The 25,804-nt window shown below is 67.2% G+C and carries 23 protein-coding genes; 15 read left to right on the top strand and 8 right to left on the bottom strand.

The features are described from left to right. Positions 1-6: 6 nt before the first annotated feature. From RM530_RS02285 to RM530_RS02260, 6 genes are all read right to left on the bottom strand, one after another. Positions 7-759 (bottom strand): glucose 1-dehydrogenase, encoded by a 753-nt coding sequence (locus RM530_RS02285; protein ID WP_311363584.1) that lies wholly within the window; start codon positions 757-759, stop codon positions 7-9. A 59-nt stretch (positions 760-818) separates the two neighbouring features. Continuing rightward, positions 819-1,808, bottom strand: a complete 990-nt coding sequence (locus RM530_RS02280; RefSeq protein ID WP_311363583.1) for a hydroxymethylglutaryl-CoA lyase — start codon at positions 1,806-1,808, stop codon at positions 819-821. Between the two features lie 61 nt (positions 1,809-1,869). After that, complete coding sequence (locus RM530_RS02275; RefSeq protein WP_311363582.1) at positions 1,870-3,873, bottom strand: acetyl/propionyl/methylcrotonyl-CoA carboxylase subunit alpha; 2,004 nt, start codon at positions 3,871-3,873, stop codon at positions 1,870-1,872. Positions 3,874-3,884: 11 nt separating this feature from the next. After that, positions 3,885-5,492, bottom strand: a complete 1,608-nt coding sequence (locus tag RM530_RS02270) for an acyl-CoA carboxylase subunit beta (protein ID WP_311363581.1) — start codon at positions 5,490-5,492, stop codon at positions 3,885-3,887. Between the two features lie 28 nt (positions 5,493-5,520). Beyond that, positions 5,521-6,306 (bottom strand): enoyl-CoA hydratase/isomerase family protein, encoded by a 786-nt coding sequence (locus tag RM530_RS02265; protein ID WP_311363580.1) that lies wholly within the window; start codon positions 6,304-6,306, stop codon positions 5,521-5,523. Beyond that, on the bottom strand, positions 6,303-7,469 hold the full coding sequence (locus tag RM530_RS02260) for an acyl-CoA dehydrogenase family protein (protein WP_311363579.1): 1,167 nt from the start codon (positions 7,467-7,469) through the stop codon (positions 6,303-6,305). The genes RM530_RS02265 and RM530_RS02260 overlap by 4 nt, the downstream gene beginning before the upstream one ends. Positions 7,470-7,684: 215 nt before the next feature. Between RM530_RS02260 and RM530_RS02255 the strand changes: the two genes are divergently transcribed. The 8 genes from RM530_RS02255 (at position 7,685) to RM530_RS02220 (ending at position 16,126) form a co-directional block, all read left to right on the top strand. Next, positions 7,685-8,470 carry an alpha/beta fold hydrolase gene (locus tag RM530_RS02255; RefSeq protein WP_311363578.1) on the top strand — a complete coding sequence of 262 codons (786 nt, stop codon included), beginning with the start codon at positions 7,685-7,687 and terminating at the stop codon, positions 8,468-8,470. Positions 8,471-8,694: 224 nt separating this feature from the next. Then, positions 8,695-9,549 carry a class I SAM-dependent methyltransferase gene (locus RM530_RS02250; protein ID WP_311363577.1) on the top strand — a complete coding sequence of 285 codons (855 nt, stop codon included), beginning with the start codon at positions 8,695-8,697 and terminating at the stop codon, positions 9,547-9,549. A gap of 64 nt (positions 9,550-9,613) precedes the next feature. After that, a complete protein-coding gene (locus RM530_RS02245) occupies positions 9,614-10,441 on the top strand; it encodes a glucose 1-dehydrogenase (protein ID WP_311363576.1) in 828 nt (275 codons plus the stop codon). Between the two features lie 193 nt (positions 10,442-10,634). After that, positions 10,635-11,402: a glucose 1-dehydrogenase gene (locus tag RM530_RS02240; protein WP_349256150.1), complete on the top strand. Its 768-nt coding sequence runs from the start codon at positions 10,635-10,637 to the stop codon at positions 11,400-11,402. 48 nt (positions 11,403-11,450) lie between these two features. Further along, a complete protein-coding gene (locus tag RM530_RS02235) occupies positions 11,451-12,371 on the top strand; it encodes an SDR family NAD(P)-dependent oxidoreductase (RefSeq protein ID WP_311363574.1) in 921 nt (306 codons plus the stop codon). Positions 12,372-12,736: 365 nt separating this feature from the next. Then, on the top strand, positions 12,737-13,636 hold the full coding sequence (locus tag RM530_RS02230) for an SDR family oxidoreductase (RefSeq protein ID WP_311363573.1): 900 nt from the start codon (positions 12,737-12,739) through the stop codon (positions 13,634-13,636). A 40-nt stretch (positions 13,637-13,676) separates the two neighbouring features. Next, complete coding sequence (locus tag RM530_RS02225; RefSeq protein WP_311363572.1) at positions 13,677-14,609, top strand: alpha/beta hydrolase; 933 nt, start codon at positions 13,677-13,679, stop codon at positions 14,607-14,609. After that, positions 14,606-16,126 (top strand): flavin-containing monooxygenase, encoded by a 1,521-nt coding sequence (locus RM530_RS02220; RefSeq protein WP_311363571.1) that lies wholly within the window; start codon positions 14,606-14,608, stop codon positions 16,124-16,126. Before RM530_RS02225 ends, RM530_RS02220 begins: the two co-directional genes overlap by 4 nt. Before the next feature lie 145 nt (positions 16,127-16,271). Here the strand turns inward: RM530_RS02220 and RM530_RS02215 are convergent, their stop codons facing one another. Next, the gene (locus RM530_RS02215) at positions 16,272-17,177 is read right to left on the bottom strand and encodes a hypothetical protein (protein WP_311363570.1); all 906 of its coding nucleotides are present in this window, start codon (positions 17,175-17,177) and stop codon (positions 16,272-16,274) included. A gap of 139 nt (positions 17,178-17,316) precedes the next feature. Continuing rightward, complete coding sequence (locus RM530_RS02210; protein ID WP_311363569.1) at positions 17,317-18,261, bottom strand: DMT family transporter; 945 nt, start codon at positions 18,259-18,261, stop codon at positions 17,317-17,319. 341 nt (positions 18,262-18,602) lie between these two features. On the opposite strand from RM530_RS02210, the gene RM530_RS02205 reads away from it, so the two are divergent. From RM530_RS02205 to RM530_RS02175, 7 genes are all read left to right on the top strand, one after another. Further along, positions 18,603-19,562 (top strand): alpha/beta fold hydrolase, encoded by a 960-nt coding sequence (locus RM530_RS02205; protein WP_311363568.1) that lies wholly within the window; start codon positions 18,603-18,605, stop codon positions 19,560-19,562. Next, on the top strand, positions 19,559-20,323 hold the full coding sequence (locus tag RM530_RS02200) for an enoyl-CoA hydratase/isomerase family protein (RefSeq protein ID WP_311363567.1): 765 nt from the start codon (positions 19,559-19,561) through the stop codon (positions 20,321-20,323). The genes RM530_RS02205 and RM530_RS02200 overlap by 4 nt, the downstream gene beginning before the upstream one ends. Positions 20,324-20,355: 32 nt before the next feature. After that, the gene (locus RM530_RS02195; protein ID WP_311363566.1) at positions 20,356-21,153 is read left to right on the top strand and encodes a citryl-CoA lyase; all 798 of its coding nucleotides are present in this window, start codon (positions 20,356-20,358) and stop codon (positions 21,151-21,153) included. Positions 21,154-21,298: 145 nt separating this feature from the next. Beyond that, positions 21,299-22,120: a UDP-2,3-diacylglucosamine diphosphatase gene (locus RM530_RS02190; RefSeq protein WP_311363653.1), complete on the top strand. Its 822-nt coding sequence runs from the start codon at positions 21,299-21,301 to the stop codon at positions 22,118-22,120. Between the two features lie 172 nt (positions 22,121-22,292). Continuing rightward, positions 22,293-23,459 carry an acyl-CoA dehydrogenase family protein gene (locus RM530_RS02185; protein WP_311363565.1) on the top strand — a complete coding sequence of 389 codons (1,167 nt, stop codon included), beginning with the start codon at positions 22,293-22,295 and terminating at the stop codon, positions 23,457-23,459. Between the two features lie 16 nt (positions 23,460-23,475). Continuing rightward, positions 23,476-24,621, top strand: coding sequence for an acyl-CoA dehydrogenase family protein (locus RM530_RS02180; protein WP_311363564.1), 1,146 nt, complete (start codon positions 23,476-23,478; stop codon positions 24,619-24,621). Between the two features lie 14 nt (positions 24,622-24,635). After that, entirely contained in the window at positions 24,636-25,793 is a 1,158-nt protein-coding gene (locus RM530_RS02175; RefSeq protein ID WP_311363563.1) for an acyl-CoA dehydrogenase family protein, read from the top strand. Positions 25,794-25,804: the final 11 nt, after the last annotated feature.

Genomic DNA, 25,804 nt, shown 5'->3' with positions numbered 1-25,804 from the left:
ATGGGGTCACATCGTGGTGTAGCCGCCGTCGACGACGAGTTCCGCGCCGACGACATAGGACGATTCGTCCGAGGCCAGGAACAGCACGGCCTGTGAGACCTCGTCGGGCCGCGCCGGTCGGCGCATGAGCGTCAGCGCGAGCGCGGCTTCGCGGAATTGCGGCTGCGAGAGCAGATCCTTGGTCATCGGCGTGTCGATCACGCCGGGGTGCACGGAATTGACGCGGATGTTGAACGGCGAGAGGTCCACCGCGCAGCTCTTGGACATCAGCCGCACCGCGCCCTTGGACGCCTGGTAGGCCGTGGCCATGGGCGCGCCGATGATGCCGTAGATCGACGAGATGTTGATAATCGAGCCGCCGCCGGCCTTCTGCATGGCCGGCACCGCCGCACGCGTGCCGAAGAACATACCGCGCACGTTGACGTCGAACACGCGGTCCCACTCCGCCGTGCTGGTGTCCATCAGGCTCTTGGACAGCAGGATGCCGGCGTTGTTGACCAGCACGTTGATGTGGCCGTGGCGGGCCACGATGCCGTCCACCACCTGCTGCCACTGCGCCTCGCTGGTCACGTCGAGGCTGGCGAACTCGGCCTTGCCGCCGGCGGCGCAGATGGCCGCGGCGGTTTCTTCGCCGGCCTTGGCGTTGACGTCGGCGAGAATGACTTTGGCGCCTTCGCGGGCCAGCAGCTCGCCGTGCGCGCGGCCCATGCCCATGGCGCCGCCCGAAATCAGAACCACCTTGTCCTGTACGCGCCCCATGACCTTATGACGTTTTCCAGTGTGTTGCACTGTTACAGTGAATTCCGAACAATCGGTGCTCAGGGCACCGACACACAGGCGCTGTCGGCAGCCTTGCCCTCGCGAAAGGCCTTGAGCGAGCCGCTGTGCATCACGCGGCCCATCAGCGGTCGGCCGATGATGTCCTCGGCCATGCGCGAGGCCTCAATGAGTTTCTCCAGGTCGATGCCGGTCTCGATGCCCAGTTCGTGGCAGAGGAACACCATGTCCTCGGTGCAGATGTTGCCAGATGTCTGGCGTGCCTTGTGCCCGGCGAAGGGGCATCCGCCCAGGCCGGCGACCGAGGCGTCGAACAGGGTCACGCCCATCGACAGCGCGGCGTAGACGTTGGCGCCGCCCAGGCCGCGGGTGTCGTGCAGGTGCAGGCCGATTCTGGCTTCCGGGGCCAACTCGCGCACCGCGCCGACGCGGCGCTTGACTTCTTCCGGACTGGCCCAGCCCATGGTGTCCGCCAGGTACAGCGGCGGAATCGGCAGCTTGCGCGCGCGGAACAGGCCGATGGCATGCTTGAAGGCGTCGGTCACGGTTTCCAGCGACACCGGCCCGCCCAGATTGCAGCCCCAGGCCGTCATCACGTAGACCTTTTGCACCATCGCGCCGTCGGCCAGGTAGCGGTCCAGCCACACCTCCTGCTCGGCGCGCATGTCCGCTGCCGTGCGGTTGTTGTTGCGCATGGCGAAGGCGTCGGTGAGGTAGTACATCAGCGGCGCATGGTTGAACGCGCCTTGCACCGCGCGCGACTTCTGGTAGCCGGACTCGTTGAGCCACAGCAGGGTGTAGCGCACCTTGGGGTTCTTCTTGATTTCGGCGAACAGCTCCAGCGTGTCGGCCATCTGCGGCACCTTGCGCGGATTGACCAGCGAACCGACCTGAATCTGCGCCAGCCCGGTTTCCGACAGTGCGTCGAGCAGGGCTACGCGCTGCGCGCGCGGGTAGGTGACGGGCTCTATCTGGAAGCCCTCGCGCACGCCTTCCTCGTGGAATTCGACCTTCTTGGGGAAATCGCTCATCGGGATGCTCCTCTGTTCGTTCCGCGTATTCGCTCCGCGGACGCGGGGGTGTGGGGGGCGATCAGTCGCCGACTTCGCATAACACGTCCCCACGGCCGACCATGTCGCCCGGGGCACAGCGCAGCGCGCCGAGCCGGCCGCCGCGCTCGGCCAGCACCTGCAGCTCCATCTTCATCGATTCAAGCACGATCACCGTCTGGCCCGCGCTCACGGTGTCGCCCTCGGCGGCGAGCACGGCCACGACCTTGCCCATCATGGGCGCCTTGAGCGCGCTTTCCGCAACCGACGCGGCGGCAGCCGCCGCCAGGGGCGGAGTGGTGTCCACGCGCCAGCTGCCCTGCGCATCGTGCACCAGGGTGGCGCTTGCGTCCACGAACAGGCGCAGCTCGCGCGTCAACGTTTCCGTCTCCAGGCGCACAGCACTGTCGCCGGCCGGCGCAAGGCGTGCGCGCAGCGTCCGGTCGCGTTCCGGTTCCACGAGGCGCAGCGTGATGATGCCGCTGGCGTCGGGCGCAGAGAAGTGCACCGCGCAGCTGCGGCCGGATACGCCCAGGATCACCGCCGGCTGGGTGGATGGCGCGTGCGCGCCGGCGCGCGTGCGCCAGCCGCTGAACTCGGCTCGTGTCCACACGCCCCAGTCGCAGCGCGCGCGCTCGCGGCGCAGCCAGTCCAGCGCCACGGCGGCCAGCGCCTCGTCCGACACCACCGGCGCGGCAGCCGCGCCGGGCGCCCAGCGCTGGTCGATCAGCCGGGTGTGCATGCGGCCCTGCACCGTTTCCGGCCAGGCCAGCAGGGTGCGCAGGAAGCCGACGTTGGTGGTCAGGCCCACGACGTCGGTAGTGGCCAGACCTGCGCTCAGGCGCTCCAGCGCTTCGGCGCGGGTGTCGCCGCGGCTGATCAGCTTGGCGATCATGGGGTCGTAGAATGGCGTGATCTCGTCGCCGGAATCCACGCCGCTCTCCACGCGCAGCAGCGCCTCCGGAAAGTGCAGCCAGTGCAGCTGACCGGCGCCGGGCAGAAAGCCGGCGTCGGTGTCTTCGGCGTAGATGCGTACCTCGAAAGCATGGCCCTGCACCTGCACCTGCTCCTGCGTCAGGCCCAGCGAGCCGGTGGCGGCGATGCGCAGCTGCAGTTCCACCAGATCCAGCCCGGTGACTTCCTCCGTGACCGGGTGCTCGACCTGCAGGCGCGGGTTGACCTCCAGGAAGTAGTAGTCCGCGCCTGCGACGATGAACTCCACCGTACCCAGGCCGCGGTAGCGCAGGGCGGCGGCGAGGCGGCGCGCGTCCTCCAGGATGCGCGCGCGCAGGCCCGGTTCCAGGCCCGCGGACGGCGCTTCCTCGATCACCTTCTGGTGGCGGCGCTGCAGCGAGCATTCGCGCTCGAACAGGTGGATCGCCTGGCCCTGGCCATCGCCAGCGACCTGCACCTCGATGTGCCGCACCTCGGGCAGGTAGCGCTCCACGATCATCTCGCCGCTGCCGAAGGCCTGTGCGGCCTCGCGCATGGCGCTGTCGATGCGCGTGTCGAGACCGTCGAGCGTTTCGATCAGCGCCATGCCGCGGCCGCCGCCGCCGGCCACGGCCTTGAGCAACGCCGGCAGGCCGCAGTCGCGTACCGTCGCCGCGACGCGCGCGGGGTCGGACAGGCCGATGGTATCGCCCGGCACGGTGGGGATGCCGAGCTTCTGCGCCTCGCGCTTGGCCGAGGCCTTGCCGCCGAGGCGCTCCATGGTCTCGGCGGTGGGGCCGACGAACACCAGCCCGGCGGCCTCGACCGCGCGCACGAAGGCCGGGTTCTCCGAGACGAAGCCGTAGCCGGGGTGAATGGCGTCTGCCCCGGCACGCTGCGCGGCGGACACGATGGCCTCGACGTTCAGATAGCTTGCCGCGGGCGCGGCATCGCCGATGAGGTGGGATTCGCCGATCTCGCGCACGTGGCGTGCGCGCGCGTCGGCGCTGGAATGCACGCCGGCCACGGCCATACCCAGGCGGCGGCAGGTACGGGCGATGCGGCAGGCGATCTCGCCGCGGTTGGCGATCAGGACCTTGCGGATGGGTTTCATGGCGGCAGGCATCAGAAGCGGAACACGCCGAAGTGCGTCTCGCGCGCCGGCACGCGGGCGGCGAGTTCGAGCAGCAGCGCGAGCGTGGCGCGGGTTTCCAGGGGGTCGATCACGCCGTCGATCCAGCCGTGGCTGGCGAAGTTGTGCGCGCCCTGGAAGTCTTCGTAGATCTTGCGCGTCGGCGCCTTGAAGGCCTCCTGTTCCTCGGCGGTCCAGGTCTTGCCCGCAGCCTTGAGGTTGGCCTCGCGTACCATCGCCAGCACCATCGCCGCCTGGTCGGGACCCATGATCGCGGAGCGGCCGTTGGGCCAGGCGAACATCGCGGTGGGCTTGAACGGCCGGCCGCACATGGCCAGATAGCCGGCACCGTATGCGGCCCCGATGTTGAGTGTGTACTTGGGCACGCGCGCCGAGCTCATCGCGGTGATCATCTTGGCGCCGTGCTTGGCGATGCCCACCTGCTCCACGTCCTTGCCGACCATGAAGCCGGTGACGTCGCTGACGAACAGCAGCGGGATGTCGCGCTGGCAGCACAGGTTGATGAAGTGCGTGCCCTTCATCGCGCTTTCCGGGAACAGCACGCCGTTGCTGGCCAGGATGCCGATCTCGTAGCCGTGAATGCGCGCGAAGCCGGTCAGCAGGGTCTCGCCGTAGAGCGGCTTGAACTCCTGGAACTCGCTGTCGTCGACCAGGCGCGCGAGGATCTCGCGCGTGTCGGTAGGGAATTTCGGATCTCGCGAGACGATACCGTAGATCTCCGCCGGGTCGAAGCGCGGCGGCCGCGCAGGCTCCTGGCGGCGGCGCGAGGCCGGCGCCTGGCCCAGTTCGCGCACGATGTTGCGGGCGATCAGCAGCGCGTGGCGGTCGTCCTCGGCGATGTGGTCGGTCACACCGCTCTTGCCGCAGTGCATGGCCGCACCGCCGAGGGTCTCGTTGTCCACCACCTCGCTGGTGGCGGCGTAGGTGAGTTCCGGGCCGCCCAGGTACATGTAGCCCTGGCCGCGCACGATCACCACTTCGTCGCACAGCGCCGGGATGTAGGCGCCACCTGCAGTGCAGGGGCCCATCACCACCGCGATCTGCGGGATGCCGTCGCCGGACATGCCGATCTGGTTGTGGAAGATGGAGCCGAACTGGCCATCGTCAGGAAAGATGTTGGCCATGTCCGGCAGGAAGGCGCCGCCGCTGTCCACCAGCGTGATGCAGGGAAGCCGGTGCTGCCAGGCGAAGGTCTGTGCACGCACGTGCTTCTTGCAGGTGAGCCCGAAGTAGGTGCCGCCCTTCACCGTGGCGTCATTGGCGATGATCATGCACGGTCGGCCGCTGACGAGGCCCACGCCGGTGATGATGCCCGCACCCGGCGGCACGCCGTCATAGTGGCCGTCGCCGATCAGCTCGCCCAGTTCCAGGAACGGCGAGCCAGGGTCCACCAGCAGTTCGATGCGGTCGCGCGGCAGCACCTTGTTCCGCGCCAGGTGCTTGGAGCGCATCTTCTCGGAGCCGCCGGCACGCGCCGCGGCGCGCAGAGCGTGCAGGCGCGCGATGCGCTCGGCATAGGCCGCTTGGTTCAGGGTGAAGCTGTCACTGCGCGGCGAAACGCGCGAATTCAGGATGCTCATCGATTCTGAAAAAGAAGCAAAGTGGGTTTCAGCGCGCCTTGAACGCCGGCGTGCGGCGCGCCTGGAACGCGGCCAGGCCCTCGCTGACGTCGGTGTCCTGCAGCGCGTCGACGGCGAGCGCGATTTCCAGCGCCAGCCCCTGAGCCAGCGGCTGGTCCAAACCCTCGCGCGCCAAGCGCTTCATGGCTGCAAGCCCCGAGGCGCTGCGCGTGGCCGCGGTGCGGCACCAGGCCAGCGCGTGTTCGTGCAGGGCTTCGGTGTCCACCACCTCGTTGACCAGGCCCCAGGCCAGCGCGGTATCGGCCTCCAGCCAGCGCGCGCTGCAGAACAGGTCCATGGCGCGACGCAGGCCGACCAGGCGGGTGAGGCGCTGGCTGCCACCCCAGCCCGGTATCAGGCCGAACTGCGCGTGCTGGTCGCCGAAGCGCGCCCCGCGCGCTGCGAACACCGTATCGCAGCCGAGCATGAGTTCCAGCCCGCCGGCGAGGCACAGCCCCTGGCAGGCGGCGACGATCGGCAGCGGACTGGCCTCCATGGCGCGCAGCACGTCGTGGCCGCTGTGCAGGAAGCTGTCCAGTCCGGCGCGGTCGGCGCGCAGGCCCTGCACCTCGTCCAGGTCCGCACCAGTGCAGAAGTGCTTGCCCTGGGCGCGAATCAGCACCACGCGCACGCCCGAGCCCGGCTCCTCGAAGCTCGCCAGCGATTCGCCGATCAGGCGCCAGGTCGCCATCGACAGACAGTTGAACTTGTCCGGCCGCGCCAACTCCAGGATGCCGACGGCGCCGTCGGCGCTGACAAGGACCGGTGCGCTCATTTCTTGCCGTCCTTGGCGTACTGCACGACGACGCGGCCGACGCGCTCGCGCGCCACGATCAGCTTCATCACCTGCGCGGTGCCGTCGCCGATTTCCAGGCCCATCACGTCGCGCAGGCGCTGCTGGTGAGGCAGGTCCATGGACCAGCCGTAGTGGCCGAAGGTCAGCAAGCACTGGTGGATGGTGTCGACCGCAGTCTTGGGGGCGAGCCACTTCACCATCGCCGCCTCGGCGGTGTGCGCCTCGCCGTGGTCGCGCAACTCCAGCGCGTGGTAGCTGAGCTGGCGCGCGGCGTCGAGCAGCGTATCGTACTCGGCCAGCGGGAAGCTCACGCCCTGGTACTGCGCCAGCGGCGCGCCGAAGGCCATGCGTTCCTTGGTGTAGGCCCAGGCCTCGTCCAGCGATGCCTGGGCTGAGCCGATGCATTGCAGCGCGATCAGCACGCGGCTGTAGTCGAAACCCTGCATCACCTGGATGAAACCCTTTCCCTCGTCGCCAAGCAGATGGTTGGCGGGGATGCGCACATCATCGAAGAACACCGAGCCGCGGCCGATGATGCGGCTGCCGGAGTCGTTGAAATGCGTGCGTTGGATGCCCGGCAGGTCCAGCGGCACCAGGAAGGCACTGACGCCGCGGGCACCATCCTCCACCGTGCCGGTGCGGGCGAACAGCACGATGGCGTCGGCCTGATCGGCGAAGCTGATCGAAGTCTTCTCGCCGCTGAGCACGTACTGGTCACCATCGCGGCGCGCCTTGAGCACGAGGTTGGCGGCATCCGAGCCGCCGCGCGGCTCGGTGAGCCCCAGCGCAGTGATCTTCTCGCCGCGGATCATCGCCGGCAGCCAGCGCTCTGCGATCTCGGGGCGCGCGTGCGCGGCCAGCACCTTGCCGGTGAGCGAGGCCATCAGCGGCACGTAGCTCACGTTGATGTCGCCCCAGCCGATCTGCTCGATCACGATGCCGGTGCTCAGCCCGCTGGCGCCCAGGCCGCCGAACTGTTCGGGCATGTCGGGCGCGATCAGGCCCAGCTCGCCCATCTCTCGCACCAGATCGCGGTCCAGCCGCTCGGAGCGTTCGCGCTTCTGGTAATCCGGGAGCAGCTTCTTTTCAGCGAAGCGGCGGGCGGATTCGCGCAGGGCGCGTTGTTCGTCGGTGAGGATCATGCTGATACTCGTGGTGTGCTTCGTCGGAGTGGGGTGCCGGCCTGCAGTGCCGGATGATTCGCCGGGCCGGAGGCGAACCGAGCTTGAATATCATACCAAACAAACGTTAGACTGAGTCAAGCTCCACGCGGGAGGTCGTCCGCCGTGCGTGGACGATCCGCAAGCCGCACAGGCCGTCGCTTCTCCGGCGATCGCGAGTCAGGACCCTGTAGACCATGAAATCCTTCGATATCAATGCCCGCGGTCGCCGTCTGGCCGTCAGCCAGTGGGGCGATGTGCAGGCCGACGCGCCGGCCTGGGTGCTGATGCACGGTGGGCTGGATTGCACCAGCACCTGGAAAGACCTGCCGGAGCGCCTGCACGTGCTCACCGGCCTGCCGGTGGTGTCCTATGACCGATACGGTCACGGCCGGTCTGAGAAGCTGGCCGAAAGGCGGCGGCTGGTGTACCGCCACGAGGAGTCCGGTCCGGCGTTCGAGGAGGTGCTGGGCGCCTGCGGCGTCGGTCAGGCGCTGATTCTGGGCCACAGCGACGGTGGGGCCATGGGCATTCTGGCAGCGGCAGCCCACCCGGAAACGGTGGTGGGCGTGATGGCCTGCGCCCCGACGGTGGCGCTGGAGCCCGCCATGATCCAGGCCATGACCCAGGCCAAGACGGCCTTTGAATCGGGCGGGCTCAACGAGCGCCTGCGCCGCCATCACGGTGACAACACCGACGCCATGTTCTGGGGCTGGTACGACGCCTGGACGGCCCCCGAATCGTCCACCTGGGACATGAGCGCGCAGATCGCCGCGGTGCGGTGTCCGGTCCAAGCGCTGTTCGGGCAGGACGACGAATACGGCTGGCGACCGAGCGCGCAGGCGCTGATCGCCCATGCCCGCACGCGAATCGAGGTGGCTGCCCTGCCGGGGGTGGGCCATCATCCGCAGCATCAGGCCCGGCTGGCGGTGGAGGAGGGCGTGCAGCGACTGCTGCACGCGGTGGCGTCCGGCAGCCCGTAGCCGGCGCGCGTAAAGGGAGACGGTCCAGGCCGCCCTGGCAGCCGGGTGGCGCCCTGGCCATCGGGACCGGTTACTGACTGGCTGGCGTCGGGATCGAGACCCTGCGATGATCCGCTTCGCGAGAAGTGCGTAACCGCGCTACTCACGACAAAAGAAAAGGGTACACCGAGCGTTGCCGGTCGCGTGCCGGACCGTTCTGACCCGACAAACAGGAGGACGGTGCCATGTCGTCGAGCGATTCCCGTATCAGCCCCACCGCGCACTACACCGGTATGGTCTGGGCGCGCAACGGCCTTTCGCACCGTGCGCTGGAGAGTTTCCGCGGGCGCGCCATGTATACGCTGCTGCAACCCGTGGTGCGCGTGGCGCGGCGGGCCGGCGTCCCGGATGTCGACCAGTTTCTGCTGACCCGGCACCGGCTGATCGACGCCCGACTGGTCCAGGCCGTCGAGAGCGGCGCGATCACGCAGGTCGTGGAGATCGCGGCTGGGCTGTCGCCGCGAGGATGGCGTTTCAAGCAGCGTTTCGGTGATCGGATCGAGTACATCGAGGCCGACCTGCCCGGCATGGCGGCGCTCAAGCGCGCGGCCCTGAAAAAAATGGGGGCTTCGCCGGGGCATCGCGTGGTCGCGTTCGACGCCCTCGCGGACGAGGGGCCGCTGAGCCTGTCGGCCCTGTGCGCGGGCCTTGACCGCAGCCGCGGAATGGCCATCGTCACGGAAGGCTTGGTCAATTACTTTTCCGAGGCGGCCGTGCGCGGCATGTGGCGGCGCTTTGCGAAGGAGCTCGCCGGCTTCTCCTGCGGCGCCTACTGGTCCGACCTGTTCCTGTCCTCGGACGTTGGAGGCAAGGGGGCGACGCCGTTCATCCATTTCCTGTCGGCCTTCGTGCGTGGCAAGGTCCATCTGCATTTCGCGCAGACGTCCGCCGCAGAGCAGGCGCTGCGCGAATGCGGCTTTGCGGACGCGCGCTTGCTGGACCCCGGCGACCATGCCGAGGCCCTGGGCGACGCAACGGGCATTTCGCGCAGCGTGCGGGTCGTCGAGGCGCGCGTGGCGGCGCCGTCGTCCGCGATCTGACTGCGACCGTTCGCACCCAAAATTCGCACCCAAAACCAGACAACCCTCATTGAGGAGACGTTTTATGAGCAGTAATGCAGCGCCGGGTCACGGCGCATTTTCCCTGTCGGGCAAGGTGGCGCTGGTGACCGGCGCCGGGCGTGGCATTGGCGCGGAGGTGGCGCGCACGCTGTCCGCCGCGGGGGCGGCCGTGATGCTGACCGACATCGACTCCGCCGGTGTAGAACAGGTGGCGGCGCAGATCGGCTCGGCCGGCGGAAGTGCGGTATCGATGGTGCAGGACGTGACGCGCGAGGATCACTGGGAACAGGTCATCGCGCAGACCGTGGCGCGACTGGGCGGGCTGGATGTGCTGGTCAACAACGCCGGCGTGGAGTCGATGAGCTTCGTGACCGACACGACGCTGGAGGAATTCCGCCGGATTATGACGGTCAACGTGGACGGCGTGTTCCTCGGCATCAAGCACGCGGTGCGTGCCATGCGGCCGGGCGGCGCGGCGGGCCGCGGGGGCAGTATCGTCAACCTGTCGTCGGCGGCAGGCTTCATCGGCACGCCCGGCCTGTCCGCGTACTGCGCCTCGAAGGGCGCGGTGCGGCTGCTGACGAAGGCCACGGCGGTTGAGTGCGCCGCGCTCAAGACCGGCATCCGCATCAACTCCGTGCATCCGGGCATCGTCAAGACGCCGATGGGTGACAGCGTGATGGGCGGCATGGTGCGCCTGGGCATGGTGCCGGATGCCGCCACGGCGGATGCGGCCATGGCCATGGCGCACCCGGTCGGCATCGCCGAGCCGCGCGACGTGGCGAACGCGGTGCTGTTCCTGGCCAGCGACGCCTCGCGCAAGACCACCGGCTCAGAGCAGATGGTGGACTCAGGCATGACTGCGCAGTGAGTGCTGTGCGCACCACCGATCCAACGGCCATGCCGCACAAGCAGCACCTGGCAGAATGAATCGCCTGCGGCATGGCCGTTGCCCTCACCCACCGCTCGCATTCGCGAGCGGTCCCCTCTCCCGCAAGCAAGCGGGCGAGGGTAGGTCGGCAGCATCACGCCGCGCGTGATTCACATTAAGGAGCGAGAGCGACATGAACAGGATGGATAACAAGGTGTGCCTGGTCACCGGTGCGGCGCAGGGCATTGGCCTGGCCACGGCGGAGCGGCTGATCGAGACCGGCGCGCAGGTGATGCTCACCGACATCAACGCGCAGGCCGGTGAAGCCCAGGCCGCGCGCCTGGGCGGGCGTGCGGCCTTCCTGCAGCAGGACGTGACCGACGTGGCGCGCTGGGACGCGGTGCTCGACGCCATCCATGCGCGCTGGGGTGGGCTGGACGTGACGGTGAACAACGCCGGCATCGTGCAGATGGGCGACATCGAGACCTGCACGCCCAAGGACTGGGCGCGCACCATCGAGATCAACCTCACCGCGGTGATGACGGGCACGCAGAAGTCGGTCGAGCGCATGAAGGGGTGCGGCGGCGGCTCGATCATCAACCTGGCCTCCATCGAGGGCCTGATCGGCGAGTCCTTCGCGCTGGCCTACAACGCGGCCAAGGGCGGCGTGCGCATGTTCTCCAAATCGGCCGCCATCCACTGCGCCCGGGCCGGTTACGGCATCCGTATCAACTGCGTCTGCCCGGGCTTCATCGAAACGCCGATGGTGGGTAACGCCATCGGTGGGCTGGGCGCGGAGATGGCGCAGCAGTTCCATCAGGCGCTGATGGCGCGCGTGCCGATGGGCCGGCTGGGCCTGCCGCGCGAGATCGCCAACGCGATCCTGTTCCTGGCCTCCGACGAGTCCAGCTTCATGACGGGGTCGGACCTGGTGGTCGACGGCGGTCACACGGCGTGCTGAAGGCGCCGTCCGCCATCGCTTCAAAACGCTAAAAGGAGATCTAGAGACATGAAAACGATTGCAGATCGGATCGCTGTTGTGACCGGAGCAGGTAGCGGCATCGGGCGCGCAACCAGTGTTGCGCTGGCGGAAAGAGGCGCGGTGCTGGTGCTGGCGGACATCGACCAGTCCGGCATGGAGGAAACCGCACGAATGATCGCAGCGGCGGGCGGGATGGTCAGTTGCCACCAGGTAAACGTGGCCGATCAGGAAGCCATGAAAACCTTCGCGGCCGAGGTCGAGAGGCTGCACGGTCGAGCCCACATCGTGGTCAACAACGCCGGCATCGGCATCCTGGACGACTTTGTCGACAGCAATCTGGACGACTTCCGCAAGGTTGTCGACATCAACCTCTGGGGCGTGGTGTACGGCTCCAAGTTCTTCCTGCCGCTGATGCTCAAGGCCGGCGAGGGCCACATCGTCAACATCTCCAGCCTCGCCGGCATCATCTCCACGCCGGGCATGGTGTCCTACGGCACCACCAAGTTTGCCGTGCGCGGGTTCTCGGAGTCGCTGCGGGCAGAGCTTGCCGGGCGCAACATCGGCGTCACCTCCGTGCATCCGGGCATGATCCGCACCAACATCGCCAAGGCCAGCAAGGTGGTGGATACCGCGCTGCAGGGCCGCATGGTCGAGTGGTTCGAGCGCTACGGCCGTCCGCCCTCGCTGGTGGCCAACAAGATCGTCGCCGCTATCGAGTCGAACAGGATGCGCGTGCTGGTAACGCCGGAAACCTATCTCATGGACGCTTTCAAGCGCACCGCGCCGACGCTGGCAGAGGCGTTCAACGCGCAGTTCATGAATCGATTCCGCAAGGCGATTAATCCGCAATACGGCAATCGCCAAGCCGCAAAGTCCGACTCTGGCAGGCCGAAAAAGGCGGCCAGCGTGCCCGCTTCGAGCACCGAGAAATCGGATCTGGCTGCCTGAAGTCGGGATGGCAAGCACGTTGCCGGGGCGCTGCGCCGCTTGGCGGCGTCCCGGCACTCGGTTCGGTCAATGCGGCATGAGCCGGTCTGCGGCGCCGCGCTCGGCCCGCGGGCGCATTCCCACCTCTCGGGGCGTAGGGGATGTTAACGCTATGGCCGTCGCTGTGACGGAGGTTGTCTTGGCGCAGCGATGCGTCAAAACAACCCCGCCCCTTCGGGGTGCCGCCGGATTTGCGGCCCTGGGGTGGTACGACCGACTGGTTCGACTTGTGTCGAGCACTAGCTTAGTATTATAAGTATTCAAACTATCGTTAGATAGTCGAATAATCCGTTGAGCCGAACTAAGCGAGTGAGGAGAAGAAGAAGATGGGCGAGCTGCGTTATGAAGGGAAAGTGGCGGTAGTGACCGGGGCAGGGCAGGGGCTGGGACGCAGTCATGCTCTATTTCTGGCTTCCCGGGGCGCTAAGGTGGTGGTGAACGATCTTGGCGGTGCCACCGACGGCAGCGGTGCCTCTCAAACTCCGGCGCAAAAAGTCTGTGACGAAATCAAGGCGGCCGGTGGACAGGCCATACCCAACTATGACTCGGTGTCATCGGAGGCCGGCGCTCAGGCGATCATCGGCTCGGCCATCGAGTCCTTTGGACGCGTGGACATTCTGGTCAATAACGCCGGCATTCTCCGCGACAAGGCATTGAAGAACGCCTCAGAGGCCGAGATCCGGCCAGTCATCGACGTGCACCTCTACGGCACGATCTGGTGCACGCGCGCCGCCTGGAACCACATGCTCGGACAGGGCTACGGTCGCATCGTCAACACCACGTCGGCTGCGGGGTTGTTCGGCAACTTCGGTCAGACGAACTATGGGGCGGCGAAGATGGGAATCGTCGGGTTTTCGCACGCTGCCGCGATCGAGGGTGCCAAGGCCAACGTCAAGGTCAACGTCATTGCGCCTGCGGCCCGTACTCGGATGACCGAGGAGCTGTTGGGGCCGATGGCCGACAAGCTCAACCCGGAGCAAGTGACTCCGGTAGTGGCCTATCTGGCGCACGAATCGTGCGACGTCAGCGGTGAGATCTACAGTTGCGGCGGCGGCCGCGTCGGCCGGGTCTTCGTGGGGGCTGTCCCCGGGTACTACAATCCCGGGCTGTCGCCGGAGGACGTGCGGGATCATCTCGATACGATCCGCGACGTTTCGCAGTTCGTGCTGCCGAAAAACGCCATGGAGGAGATCGGCCTGCTGATGAAGGTCGCTTCCGCCCACTGAGCCCGCCCATGCCTGACACGATGATCGGATCGAGAACATCATGCTGATGCGCAGCGGATTGCGTTTGGTTACGCGCCTGGGCCTGCGGCCGGTGTTTTCGCCGCAGGTGCCGCTGCTGGTTCAGCGCAGCTACATTGGCCTGGCCGCCCGCGCGTTTCCACGCGCCGCGGGCGTGCGCGATGTCGAGCACTACTTGGGCGGCGTGCTGACGCGCCGCCTGATTCCGGAGTCGGCGCCGCCGGGCCGCGCCCTGATGTATCTGCACGGCGGCGGTTACGTGCTCGGCTCGCCGGCCACGCATGCGGGCTTGGTGTCGCATCTGGCGCGGGCCGCAGGCTGCGAATGCTTCGTCGTCGACTACCGCCTCGCCCCCGAGCACCCGGCGCCGGCGGCGCTGGACGATGTGCTGGAGGCCTGGGGAGCGCTGACGCGCTCGCACGAGGCGGTGGCGCTGGCCGGGGATTCCGCCGGCGGCGGTCTGGCCCTGGCCATGGCGGTGAGGGCTCGCGATCAGGGGCTCGCGGCGCCGCGCGCACTGGCCCTGATTTCGCCGTGGGTGGATCTGACGCTCTCGGGTTTGAGCATGGTGACCCATGCGGCGCGCGATCCTCTGCTCGGCCACGCCTGGCTGGCGTATGCCGCGCGGCACTATGCCGGCTCCAGTTTAGCCGATCCGCGCGTTTCGGCGCTGTTCGCCGAGCTTGGCGGCCTGTCGGAGACCTTGATTCATGTGGGTAGCGAGGAGGTTCTTTTCAGCGACGCCGCCCGTCTCGAATCCCGTCTTCGCGCAGCCGGCGTCCCGGTTCGCCGGCGGGTCTGGGAAGGCTTGTGGCATGATTTCCAGCTCCAGGCCGGTGTGCTCGCAGAGGCCGATCGATCGATTGCCGAACTGGGCGGGTTTCTGGCTGCGGCGTTGGCACGGCCCATACATGCTACGGTATCTGCGCCCACCCCATCAGGAGTTGCCATATGAACGCCCCTGTCCCAGCCCCTTCGTTCGCGCCAGGCGAGCACTGCGGCTCCGCACTTCGCACGCCGAGAATCATCATCCTGGGCGCCGGCATGTCCGGTCTGCTGACCGGTATCCGTCTGCGCCGGGCAGGCATCGAGAACTTCACCATCTACGAAAAGGCCACGGAAGTGGGTGGCACCTGGCGGGAGAATCGCTACCCGGGCCTTGCCTGCGATGTGCCGGCGCACTACTACACTTACAGCTTCGAACCCAATCCCGACTGGCAGCACCGCTTTGCGCGCGGCCCCGAAATCCAGAACTACCTGAGACGTGTCGCCGACAAGTACGACCTGCGTCGTCACATCATCTTCGGCGAAGAGGGCGTCGACGCCCACTTCGATGGCCGTCGCTGGCAGTTGCGCCTGCGCAGCGGACGCGAGGACAGCGCGGAGTTTTTGATCGCCGCCTGCGGCTTCCTGCATCACCCGCGCGAACCGGAGATCCCTGGGCTCGATAGCTTTGCCGGCGCCCGCTTCCATTCCGCGCGCTGGGACGACAGCGTCGATCTCCACGGCAAGCGCATCGGTATGATCGGCACTGGGTCCACCGGCGCGCAGATCACCTGCTCAGTCTCGCGGCTGCCTTGCCAGCTCAAGGTGTTCCAGCGCACCGCCCAGTGGGTGTTCCCGCTACCGGACCGCGAGTATCCGCTGGTCGAGCGCGAGCTGGTCACCGAGTTCCCCGGACTGGCACGCTTCGCCTACCGGGTGTACGACGAACTTTTCGACGCGCTGTTCTCGCGCGCGATGATCCGGCCCGGCATCCAGCGGCGCCTGGTCGAGGCCGCCTGCCACTGGAACCTGCGGCGCGTGCGCGACCCGGAGCTGCGACGGCGGCTGACGCCGGACTACCAGCCGATGTGCAAGCGCATCATCATGTCCTGGGAGTATTACGAGGCGATGCAGCGCTCCACCGTGGAACTGGTGACCGACGGAATCGAGCGCATCGTGCCGGAGGGAGTCGTGACCCAGGACGGCCGGACCCATCCGCTGGATGTGCTGATCCTGGCGACTGGCTTCAAGACGCACGAATACGTGCGCCCAATGGAGCTGACCAACGCGCAGGGGCAAACGCTCAGCGCGGCCTGGGAGGCGCGTGGGCCTCACGCGTACTGCAGTCTGGCGATTCCCGGATTTCCGAACTTCTTTCTGCTCGGCGGACCGCACAGTCCGCTGGCCAATGGCTCCGTGATCCTCTATACCGAAGCCTTGGTCGACTACGTCACGCAGTGCATCGCGCTGTACCGGCGCGGTGAATTCGACACCCTGGCTCCGACCCGGGCCGCCACCGACGCCTTCTGCGAGGGCCTGCGGCGCAACATGGCGGGCACGGTATGGGTTACCGGTTGCCAGAACTGGTACATCGGCAAGGACGGGCTTCCGGAGGTCTGGCCGCGCCGGCCGCGCGAGTTCAACGCCTTGCTGGCGCGGCCGCGTCTGGAAGACTTCGAGCTGTCGCGGACGCCCCAGGCGGCTTGAGCCGGCGCGCAAGGATGGCCCGGGAAGCATCCGGCCGCTGCCTTGCGCGTCCCCGCGCGGTGGACTTGTGCCGCGGCCGCTCCGGAAAGCGGCGCGCTGCGCCGCTTCCGAAGGGCCGGGCGAGCCCCGGAGCCAGATCGACAGATCAAAGCAAGATGCCCAGCAGCCCGCCGACCAATCCGGCGAGTGCGTCGAGTACTGGGCTCAGCAGTCCGATCACGCCGGTCAGGACGATGCCGATCGGACCCAGACTTTGCGCGAGGCCCTCGACGAGATGGGGGACGGAGTCGAGCAACAACTGCGCGAATGCCTGCGTGTCCCCATTGCCCAAGGCATTGAACGCCGCCGTGATATCGAGCAGCAGCACCGAGACCGGCATCAGCACGGCGCTCGCAGCGCCTCCCGGCAGTATGGAAGCCGAGGTCGCCAGTCCAGCCACGACGCCGGCCAGCGTCTGCGTGGCATAACCGAGGTCGGTGGCGAGCTGTTCAGGGTTGGCCACATTCGGCAGGTTGCGCACGCCCAGCAATAGGGAGTTCTGGACAGTGACCAGAGTGTCGAGCAGTTCGTGCAGGACGGGCAGCTCGGTGAGCGGCGTGGTCGCGGCGAGACTCGCTGACAGCACCAGCTCGCCGAGCCCGGCAGTGACGCACAAGAGCTGATGGTAGACGGGAGCCGCCAGGCTCGGGTCGCCGCCGTTGCGCACGGCGGCCAGCGAGCCGGCGCCCGCGGCCAGCGCGTCCACAAGGTCCAGGACATCAGTCACCAGCGCCGTTAGCGCTGCGGGATCCGCCGTGCCGCCCGGCACAGCGGCCAGCCCGGTGTACAGGCGGTCTGCGAGCGAGGCCTGCAGGCTGTCCAGTGGCCCACTGGCGCCGGTGCATCCGAGATCGGCGCGCGACATCGGCGTCTCGGAAGATGCCGGTTCGCTTTCGGCGGACGAGGAGTCCGAGCCGCAGGCCGCCAGGGCCGAGCAGCAACTCAGGACCAGGGCACCGAGGAAGCACTTCGGGGATATGGTGGTTCGGGGGCGGGAAGGGGAAGAATGCACTGCAGTAGTTCCTTGGGTTGAGGTTTGTGGGTGGAGAGGAAGGGGCGAAAGTCTTTGTGAGGGCTCCTGCGACAAGGCATGCGCCAGGCAGCAAGAAGTGCGCCGGGTCGGCTACCGCCCGGCCGAGTTCAGATGAGCGCTACGGGCGGGGTTCGATCGGCGGTAGCCTCCGGATGGAGCCCAGCGTCAGCACGCCGCCTGTCACCAGGGCTGTGCCGAGCACCTGGATCGGCGTGATCGCCTCGCCCAGCACGGCGGCCGCCAGCATGAGCGTGCTCGCCGGTCCGATCATGCCGGCCTGCGCCGCCGCGCCCGCACCGATCCGACGCACGGCGATCATCGTCAGGAAGACCGGCAGAGCCGTGCAGATCAGGCCGTTGGCCAGCGCCAGCCACCAGACCGCGGCGGGCAGCTCGGCGAGGAACGCGACGGGGCGGAGGATCGGGTACTGCAACAGACCCAGCAGGCTGGACACGCACATGGTCTGCGCGACAAACCGCATCGCGCCCAGCCGTAGCATCAGGTCCTCGCTCAGCACCAGATAGGTGGCATACAGCACGGCGCTCAGTGCGATCAGCGCCGAGCCCAGCGCAATGGTCCGGCTGCCGCCGAAGAGGTGCAGATCGTGGAGAACGACCAGCGCGATGCCGCCGTAGGCCATCGCAAGAGACAGCCATTGCCGGCCGCAGACACGCCGTCCCTGGAAAACGATACCGATTAGCAGCACGAAGCTCGGCGTCAGGAACAGGATCATCCGTTCGAGGCCGGCGCTGACGTATTGCAGGCCGATCAGATCCAGCATGCTGGCGACGTAGTAGCCCAGAAAGCCAAGACCCCCGATGCGCAGCAGATCAGCCCTGGTCGGACGCGGCGGCGTCCTCCAGGTCCACAGCACCACGGCGCCGAACAGAGGAAGCGCCGTGAGCATCCTCAGCGCGAGCACGTCGATCGCGTCGATGCCGTACTGATAGAGCAGCTTGACCAGCACGACCTTGCCCGACAGCAGTACCGCGCCGACGCCGGCCAGCACGACGCCGGCCCGGTAGTCGGACTCCAAGACGGTCCCTGTGGCGAAAGTATTCATGGTGTGGTAGCAGTCCGGCGCGCCGCGGCGAGCGGGCGCGAAGGGACGCCTAAGGCCGGGTGACTACGGCAGGCGGCAAACGCGAATCGCTGTGGAGCAGGCGAGTCGCGCAAGGATTGCGGCAGGCCGCCTGTTGGACAGCGAGGCACGGGACGAGGGTCGGCGCATCATGCAAGGGGGAAAAGATCCGGTTGATCCGAATGTCAGTTGCTATGATACTGTCTAACGGTAGTTAGGTACAGGAGCGCGACGATCGCGCGCAGACGGCGAACGGCAGCGCCGGTGCTTGCCGAGGTCGGCGCCGGAAGCCGGATCGCGCCTTCACCAGAGGAGACTCGGTCATGCTGACCGCCATCCCGTACAGCAGCACAGAGGTCGTCGAGGGCGTGCGCACACCGTATCTGCAGGCCGGCGACAGCCGCGCCGAGGAAGCCGTCGTGTTCGTCCACGGCAACCCCGGCTCCGGACAGGACTGGGCCGAGCTGCTCGGCCGCGCCGGAGCTTTCGCGCGCGCCGTGGCGCCGGACATGCCGGGCTTCGGGCAGGCCGAGAAGCCTGAGCATTTCGACTACACCGTGCGCGGCTACGCAGCCCATCTCGGGGCGTTTCTGGAGACGCTGGGTATTCGCCGCGCCCATCTGGTGCTGCACGATTTCGGCGGCCCCTGGGGGCTGGCCTGGGCGGCGGCACACCCGCAATCCGTCGGCAGCCTGAGCCTGATCAACACCGGCTATATTCCAGGCTATCGCTGGCACTTCGCCGCACGCATCTGGCGTTTGCCGGCAGTTGGGGAATTGTTCCAGAAGTTGACCACCCGCCGGGCTTTTCGCGCCCTGATGCGGCTGTCCAGTCCGCGCCGCCCCCTTCCTGATGCGTTTGTCGAACGTATGTATCGCGAATACGACAACGGCACGCGCAGCGCGGTGCTCAAGCTGTATCGGGCCACCGACATTTCCAGGCTCGCCAACGAGCTCGCGCCCGGGCTTCGTGCACTGTGCTGTCCCGTCATGGTGATCTGGGGCAAGCGGGATCTGTTCCTGCCCTTTCGCTACGCATTCACGCAGCGCGAACTGTTCCCCGATGCGGAGATTCAGCTGCTGCCGGACAGCGGGCATTTTCCCTATGCGGACGACCCGCAGGGCGTGGCCGGGCAGCTGATACCTTTTTTGCGCCGTGCCGTCGCACCTGCGGAGGCAGCCGCACCGCCGGAAGGCCCGCCAGCGCAGCAGGACGCCGCTGCGGCGCCGGGCGGCCCAGCGGCGCAGGGCGCACCAGCCCGCCCAGTGGAGAATGTCCCATGAGATTCGGAAGCGTCGAGTTTGAAAAGCGCGGTTCCGTCGCACTCGTCACCCTGGATGAACCCGGCAAGCTCAACGCGCTTTCCGGCGGCATCCGACAGGGTCTGAGCGAGTGCCTGGCTCGCATTGAGGCCGATGCGCAGATCCGCGCCGGCGTCATCACAGGCAGTGGCGACAAAGCCTTTTGCGCCGGTGCCGACATCTCGGCTCTGGAGTTTGAGCCGGCTGCTGCCAAGCAGTTCATCGACGGGATTATTGACTTTCTCGCCTTGCCGGAACGCTGCAGCAAGCCTTTGGTCGCAGCGGTCAATGGGCTTGCCCTGGGTGGAGGCTTCGAACTGGCGATTGCTTGTGATTTCATCCTGGCGTCCGAGCGGGCAAGGTTCGGTGTTCCGGAAATCCAGCTGGGTCTGCTGCCAGGGTTCGCGATCGTCCGCCTTGCAGAGATCGTGGGGCGGACCAAGGCCAAGGAAATGTCGATGCTCGGCGAGCCGCTCGGCGCCGAGGAAGCGGTGCGCCTGGGCATCGCCCTGCGCGCGGTGCCGCACGAGCGCCTGCTGGCCGAGGCGTTGGCGCTGGCCGAAAAGCTCGCAGCCAAGCCGGCGCTGGCGGTGCGCATGGCCAAGTCTTTCTTTAACCGGGGCCTGGGTGGAGACGATCTGCGCACCGCCCGGGATGCCTTCCCCTTCCTGTTCCTCACGCCCGATGCCCGGGAAGGCGTGAACGCGTTCCGCGAGAAACGCAAACCGCAGTTCGAGCGTTGAGTTCTACCACCCCGTCCCGGAGAAAAACCAGCATGAGTCGCAAGCGCAGGGCCATCGTTACCGAAATGGGTTATTCGACACCCGACCGCATCGTCGTGCGCGGTCACGATCTGCCTGGCGAGCTGCTGGGCCGGATCAACCTCGGCGACATGGCTTTTCTCGAGATGATGGGGCGGATGCCGACCTCCGGGGAATCAGTCCTGTTCAATGCCCTGGCGGTGACGCTCGTCGAGCACGGGCTCACGCCCAGCGCCCTGTCCGCACGCCTGACGTTCACCGGCGCGCCGGAATCGATTCAGGCCGCCGTGGCCGCAGGGCTGAGCGGTCTGGGTTCGGTGTTCGTCGGCACCACCGAGGATTCGGCGCGCCTGCTGCAGGAGGCGATTCCGGATCCGCATCGGCCGCCGGGCGATCTGCGGGCGCTGGCCGCGCGCATCGTCGCCGACTGGCATAGGCGAGGGGCTCTCATCCCCGGGATCGGGCACCCCCTGCACAAGCCGATCGACCCGCGGACGCCACGGCTGTTCGCTCTGGCAGCGGAGAATGGCTTCGATGGCCCGTACATTGCGCTGATGCAGTCTGTCGCCGCAGAGGCCGCAGAGGTCTATGGCAAGGTGCTGCCGATCAACGCCACCGGCGCGATCGGTGCTTGCTGCTCCGAACTGCGCATCCCCTGGCGCGCCTGCCGCGGCATCGGTGTGTTTGCCCGAGCGGTCGGACTGGTAGGGCATATCATGGAAGAAATGCATACGCCCATTGCCCGCGAGCTGTGGACGCGTGCAGAGGACGAGGCCCGTGAGCACGCATTGGCCGGTGGCGGTGGCGGATAACGGATAATGTGATCGCCATCGGTCTGGTCGGGGGGGGCGATCAGGTCTGACTACCCGTGGCGTTCCTCCACCTGCTTCCGTCAGTTGGTTTGCCTCTTGCTTCACTCTGATGCTGCGACAATGCCAAACAGAAGCAAAGGTGACCATGTACTACCGCAGCATCTGGATTTCGGACGTTCATCTGGGTCGCGCGGCCTGCCAGGCCGACCGGCTGAACGAGTTTCTCGTCCACCACGACTGCGAGCGGCTGTATCTGGTCGGCGACATCATCGATGGCTGGAGGCTGCGTTCCGATTGGTACTGGCCGCAGTCGCACGCCAATGTCGTGCGCCGGATTCTGTCGAAATCGGAACAGGGCACGGCGGTGTACTACATTGCTGGCAACCACGACGAGTTTCTCCGTCGATACCTTGATCACGCCATGCGGTTCGGCAACATCAGCATCGCGACCGAAGGGATTCATCACACTGCCGACGGGCGGCGCCTGCTGGTGCTCCACGGCGACGAGTTCGACATGATCACGCGCCACTACCGGCGGCTGGCCATTGCGGGCGATTCCGCCTACCAGTTCCTGATGCGGGCGAACAAATGGATCAACCTCGCCCGGGCGCGCTACGGCATGCCCTATTGGTCGCTTTCGGCCTATGCGAAGCACCAAGCCAAGCGCGCCGTGAACTTTGTTTCCGAGTTCGAGCATGCGGTTGCCCGCGCCTGCCGGCAGCGGGGTTTCGACGGCATCATCTGCGGGCATATCCATCATGCCGAGATCCGCGAGCTTCACGGGATTCAGTACCACAACTGCGGGGACTGGGTGGAGAGCTGCACGGCGCTGGCGGAGGACGACAACGGACACATTTCCCTGATCCGCTGGACGGAAGTGCCGGACGGGGCCGAGCGCTCCTCGTCCACCGGTGCCTCGCCGGCTCGGCGGCGCGCGGCCGGTCGGACCACAAGAACCGGCCGGTAGGCAAGCCCCGCGCACGCGGGCCAGTTCGCGCCTCCTTCATTTTCATCGCTGCGGGCCGTGGGTGCCCGCAAGCATTGCGGCGGTCACCGCCGGTCGGGTAGACTCTCGAACGTTTGTTAGACACGAATCGAAGATCGGCGGCCGGCAGGCACCCGACCCCCTGGAGCACCGCATGGACTTTCAGCCAGACGACCAGCATCGGAACATCCAGGACGCGGTGCGTGCGCTCTGTGCCCGTTTCGATGCCCGCTACTGGCTTGACAAGGATCGCCACGGTGGTTTCCCCCTGGATTTTCATCGGGCGATGGCCGATGCCGGCTGGCTGGGCGTGTGCATTCCTCAGGTTTACGGTGGTTCCGGCCTGGGGATCACCGAAGCCTCGATCCTGATGCAGACCATTGCCGAGTCCGGCGCCGGGCTGTCGGGCGCCTCGGCCATCCACATGAACATCTTCGGCCTGCAGCCGGTGGTGATGTTCGGCAGCGAGGAGCAGAAGGCGCGCTTCCTGCCGCCGCTGGTGCGCGGCGAGCAAAAGGCCTGCTTTGGCGTCACCGAGCCGGACGCGGGGCTCGACACCACGCACCTGAAGACCCGCGCTGAGCGGGTCAAGGGTGGTTATCGGCTGTACGGCCGCAAGATCTGGATATCCACCGCCCAGGTCGCCGACCGCATCCTGATCCTCACCCGCACCACGCCGATCGAGCAGTGCAGCAAGCCGACGCTCGGCATGACGCTTTTTTATGCACCGCTGGATCGCCGCCATGTCGATGTGCGTGAGATCGACAAGATGGGCCGCAAGTGCGTCGACTCCAACGAGCTGGCCATCGACGGGCTGCCGGTGGCCGAGGAAGACCGCATCGGCGAGGAGGGGCGCGGCTTCGAGTACATCCTGCACGGGCTCAATCCGGAGCGCATCCTGATTGCCTCGGAGGCGGTGGGCCTGGGACGGGCAGCCCTGCAGCGCGCCGCGGACTACGCCCGTGAGCGGGTCGTGTTCGACCGCCCCATCGGCCAGAACCAGGCGATCCAGCACCCGCTGGCGGAAAGCTGGGTCGAGCTGGAAGCCGCCGAGCTGCTGGCGCGCCGCGCGGCCTGGAAGTACGACCGCGGTCAACCCTGCGGGCCGGACGCCAACGCCGCCAAGTTCCATGCTGCGGAGGCCGGCTTTCGCGCCTGCACGCGCGCGGTCGCCACCCATGGCGGCATGGGCTATGCCCGCGAGTACCACGTCGAGCGCTACCTGCGAGAAATGATGATCCTCAAAATCGCACCGGTCAGCCCGCAGCTGATCCTGAGCCACATCGCCGAGAAGGTGCTGGGCTTGCCGAAAAGTTACTGACTGACGAGTGACGAGCATGATGGCGAATGTCGAGATCGATACAGACAGCGATGCCCAGTTGCGCCTACTGGCCGACAGTGTCCAGGCCTTCGCGACGAAGCGTCTGCCACTGGCGCGCGCGCGCCGGCTGCGGCGCGAGAATCCGGAGTTTGAAGCGGCGATGCTGGCGGAGATGGCCGGACAGGGCTGGACCGGACTGTTGATTCCCGAGTCGATGGGCGGTTTCGGTCTGGGTTTCGCCGAGGCGGCCGTGATTGTGGAGGGATTGTCGGCCCAGCTCGCGCCCGAGCCCTTTGTGCCCGTGGCCGTTCTGGGGGCGGGACTGCTGAACGCAGCCGCTCCTGGCGCGCAGCGTGATGCCCTGCTCAGCGGCATCGCCGATGGCAGCGTGATGCCGGCTTGCGCCTGGCAGGACACGCAGGGCGGTTTCGACCCGGCGTATCCGGCTTTCCGCGCACGGCGCGCGGCGGACGGCTGGATCGTCGAGGGCGAAGCGCGATTCGTGCGCCCGGGCAGCGGTGCGAGTACCTGGCTGCTGGTGGCGCGCACCGAGAACGGTCCGGTCCTGTTCGAAGCGCCGCTGTCGGCAGCGGGGCTGGACCTGTCGATGGAGCCGCAGGCCGACGGTACGGCGCTGGCGCGCGTGCGCGCCCATGGGCTTTGCGCGAACGAGGCCATGCCGCTCGGCGCCGACCGGCTGGCGGCCGTGCTCGACCAGACGCTGGTGATGAACGCAGTGGAGTTGCTCGCACTGATCCGCCGCATGCGGTCGATGACGCTGGAGTATCTGCGCACGCGGGTCCAGTTCGGCAAACCGATCGGCAGCTTCCAGGCGCTGCAGCACCGGCAGGTTGACCTGCTGCTTCAGGAGGAGCTGACCGAGGCCGCGGTCAGGGAGGCGGTCGCTGCGCTCGACGCGGGGGCGCCCGCCGCACGGCGCACCAGCCTGGCCAGCCGCGCCAAGGCGCGCGCGGCCGACGCCGCGATGCACACGGCGCGCGAGGCCATCCAGATGCACGGCGGCATCGGCGTGACCGACGAATACGATCTCGGCCTGTACGTGAATCGCAGCCTGGCACTGGCGCCGTGGCTGGGCGGCGCGCGCCTGCACCGTCAACGCTGGCTGGCGTTGAATCCTCTGCAATCCGTCACCGAATCATGAATGCCACGACAGACATGAATGCCACCACAGACTGGAACGCACTGAGCGACGAGGACTTTCGTCTGCTGGTGCGCCAATTCTTCCGCGAGCAGTACCCGGAACATCTGCGCTATCCGAAGACCCGTCTGCGCTGGGCGCAGATCAGAGACTGGTACCTGATGCTGTCGAAGAAGGGCTGGCTGGCACCGGCCTGGCCCGTGGAGTACGGCGGCATGGGGCTGTCGCCGGCCAAGCTGATGATCTTTACCGAGGAGGGCGAGCGCCGCGGCGTGGCGCGCGCGCCCGACATGGGTATCACCATGGTCGGTCCCTTGCTGATCCAGCACGGCAGCGAAGCTCAGAAGGCGTATTACCTGCCGAAAATCCTGTCCGGCGAGCACATCTGGTGTCAGGGCTATTCGGAGCCCAACGCCGGCTCCGACCTGGCGAGCCTGCGCACCGAGGCCGTGCTCGACGGCGAGCATTTCGTGGTCAACGGCCAGAAGACCTGGACCACGCTGGCGCAGGATGCCACCCACATCTTCCTGCTGGTGCGCACCGACAAGAGCGCCAAGAAGCAGGAGGGCATCAGCTTCCTGCTGGCGGACATGAGCACGCCGGGTATCGAGCGCCGGCCGATCCGCAATCTCGCAGGGCACGAGGAATTCTGCGAATGCTTCTTCCACGACGTGCGCGTGCCGCGCGAGAACATCGTCGGCGAGCTCAATCGCGGCTGGACCATCGCCAAGGCGCTGCTGGGTTTCGAGCGCATCTTCCTGGGCAGCCCCAAGCAGAGCCAGTACGCGATCGCGCGGCTGGAAGAGCTGATCGTGCACCGCGGTCTGACGGCGGACGCCGCGTTCATGGACGCCTACGCCCGCCTCAAGCTCGATCTACTCGATCACATGGCGCTCTATGAGCGCTTCGCCGACCAGGTGCGCCGCGGTGAAACCCTGGGACCGGACGTGTCGATGCTCAAGATCATCGGCACCGAGAACTATCAGCGCATCGCCCAGCTGATGCTGGAAGCCGCCGGCAGCGCCGCCGGACTGGTCGGCGACGTCGAACTCGACGGCGAGAGCTTCGACTGGCTGACCAGCTACTACAACTCGCGGCCGGCGACGATCTACGGCGGTGCCAATGAAATCCAGCGCAATATCCTGGCCACGCAGCTGCTCGGCCTGAAGTCCTGAACGAACCCGCC

The organism is Banduia mediterranea (assembly GCF_031846245.1).
In the GTDB taxonomy this organism is placed as follows: domain Bacteria; phylum Pseudomonadota; class Gammaproteobacteria; order Nevskiales; family Nevskiaceae; genus Banduia; species Banduia mediterranea.
Note: the sequence above shows the minus strand (reverse complement) of the source record. Positions and strands in the feature narration are given on the sequence as shown.

What these genes read in the sequence shown, in the direction of transcription:
- RM530_RS02285 (WP_311363584.1), bottom strand. Translation starts at nt 759, where the DNA reads ATGGGGCGCGTACAGGACAAGGTGGTTCTGATTTCGGGCGGCGCCATG.
- RM530_RS02280 (WP_311363583.1), bottom strand. Translation starts at nt 1,808, where the DNA reads ATGAGCGATTTCCCCAAGAAGGTCGAATTCCACGAGGAAGGCGTGCGC.
- RM530_RS02275 (WP_311363582.1), bottom strand. Translation starts at nt 3,873, where the DNA reads ATGAAACCCATCCGCAAGGTCCTGATCGCCAACCGCGGCGAGATCGCC.
- RM530_RS02270 (WP_311363581.1), bottom strand. Translation starts at nt 5,492, where the DNA reads ATGAGCATCCTGAATTCGCGCGTTTCGCCGCGCAGTGACAGCTTCACC.
- RM530_RS02265 (WP_311363580.1), bottom strand. Translation starts at nt 6,306, where the DNA reads ATGAGCGCACCGGTCCTTGTCAGCGCCGACGGCGCCGTCGGCATCCTG.
- RM530_RS02260 (WP_311363579.1), bottom strand. Translation starts at nt 7,469, where the DNA reads ATGATCCTCACCGACGAACAACGCGCCCTGCGCGAATCCGCCCGCCGC.
- RM530_RS02255 (WP_311363578.1), top strand. Translation starts at nt 7,685, where the DNA reads ATGAAATCCTTCGATATCAATGCCCGCGGTCGCCGTCTGGCCGTCAGC.
- RM530_RS02250 (WP_311363577.1), top strand. Translation starts at nt 8,695, where the DNA reads ATGTCGTCGAGCGATTCCCGTATCAGCCCCACCGCGCACTACACCGGT.
- RM530_RS02245 (WP_311363576.1), top strand. Translation starts at nt 9,614, where the DNA reads ATGAGCAGTAATGCAGCGCCGGGTCACGGCGCATTTTCCCTGTCGGGC.
- RM530_RS02240 (WP_349256150.1), top strand. Translation starts at nt 10,635, where the DNA reads ATGAACAGGATGGATAACAAGGTGTGCCTGGTCACCGGTGCGGCGCAG.
- RM530_RS02235 (WP_311363574.1), top strand. Translation starts at nt 11,451, where the DNA reads ATGAAAACGATTGCAGATCGGATCGCTGTTGTGACCGGAGCAGGTAGC.
- RM530_RS02230 (WP_311363573.1), top strand. Translation starts at nt 12,737, where the DNA reads ATGGGCGAGCTGCGTTATGAAGGGAAAGTGGCGGTAGTGACCGGGGCA.
- RM530_RS02225 (WP_311363572.1), top strand. Translation starts at nt 13,677, where the DNA reads ATGCTGATGCGCAGCGGATTGCGTTTGGTTACGCGCCTGGGCCTGCGG.
- RM530_RS02220 (WP_311363571.1), top strand. Translation starts at nt 14,606, where the DNA reads ATGAACGCCCCTGTCCCAGCCCCTTCGTTCGCGCCAGGCGAGCACTGC.
- RM530_RS02210 (WP_311363569.1), bottom strand. Translation starts at nt 18,261, where the DNA reads ATGAATACTTTCGCCACAGGGACCGTCTTGGAGTCCGACTACCGGGCC.
- RM530_RS02205 (WP_311363568.1), top strand. Translation starts at nt 18,603, where the DNA reads ATGCTGACCGCCATCCCGTACAGCAGCACAGAGGTCGTCGAGGGCGTG.
- RM530_RS02200 (WP_311363567.1), top strand. Translation starts at nt 19,559, where the DNA reads ATGAGATTCGGAAGCGTCGAGTTTGAAAAGCGCGGTTCCGTCGCACTC.
- RM530_RS02195 (WP_311363566.1), top strand. Translation starts at nt 20,356, where the DNA reads ATGAGTCGCAAGCGCAGGGCCATCGTTACCGAAATGGGTTATTCGACA.
- RM530_RS02190 (WP_311363653.1), top strand. Translation starts at nt 21,299, where the DNA reads ATGTACTACCGCAGCATCTGGATTTCGGACGTTCATCTGGGTCGCGCG.
- RM530_RS02185 (WP_311363565.1), top strand. Translation starts at nt 22,293, where the DNA reads ATGGACTTTCAGCCAGACGACCAGCATCGGAACATCCAGGACGCGGTG.
- RM530_RS02180 (WP_311363564.1), top strand. Translation starts at nt 23,476, where the DNA reads ATGATGGCGAATGTCGAGATCGATACAGACAGCGATGCCCAGTTGCGC.
- RM530_RS02175 (WP_311363563.1), top strand. Translation starts at nt 24,636, where the DNA reads ATGAATGCCACCACAGACTGGAACGCACTGAGCGACGAGGACTTTCGT.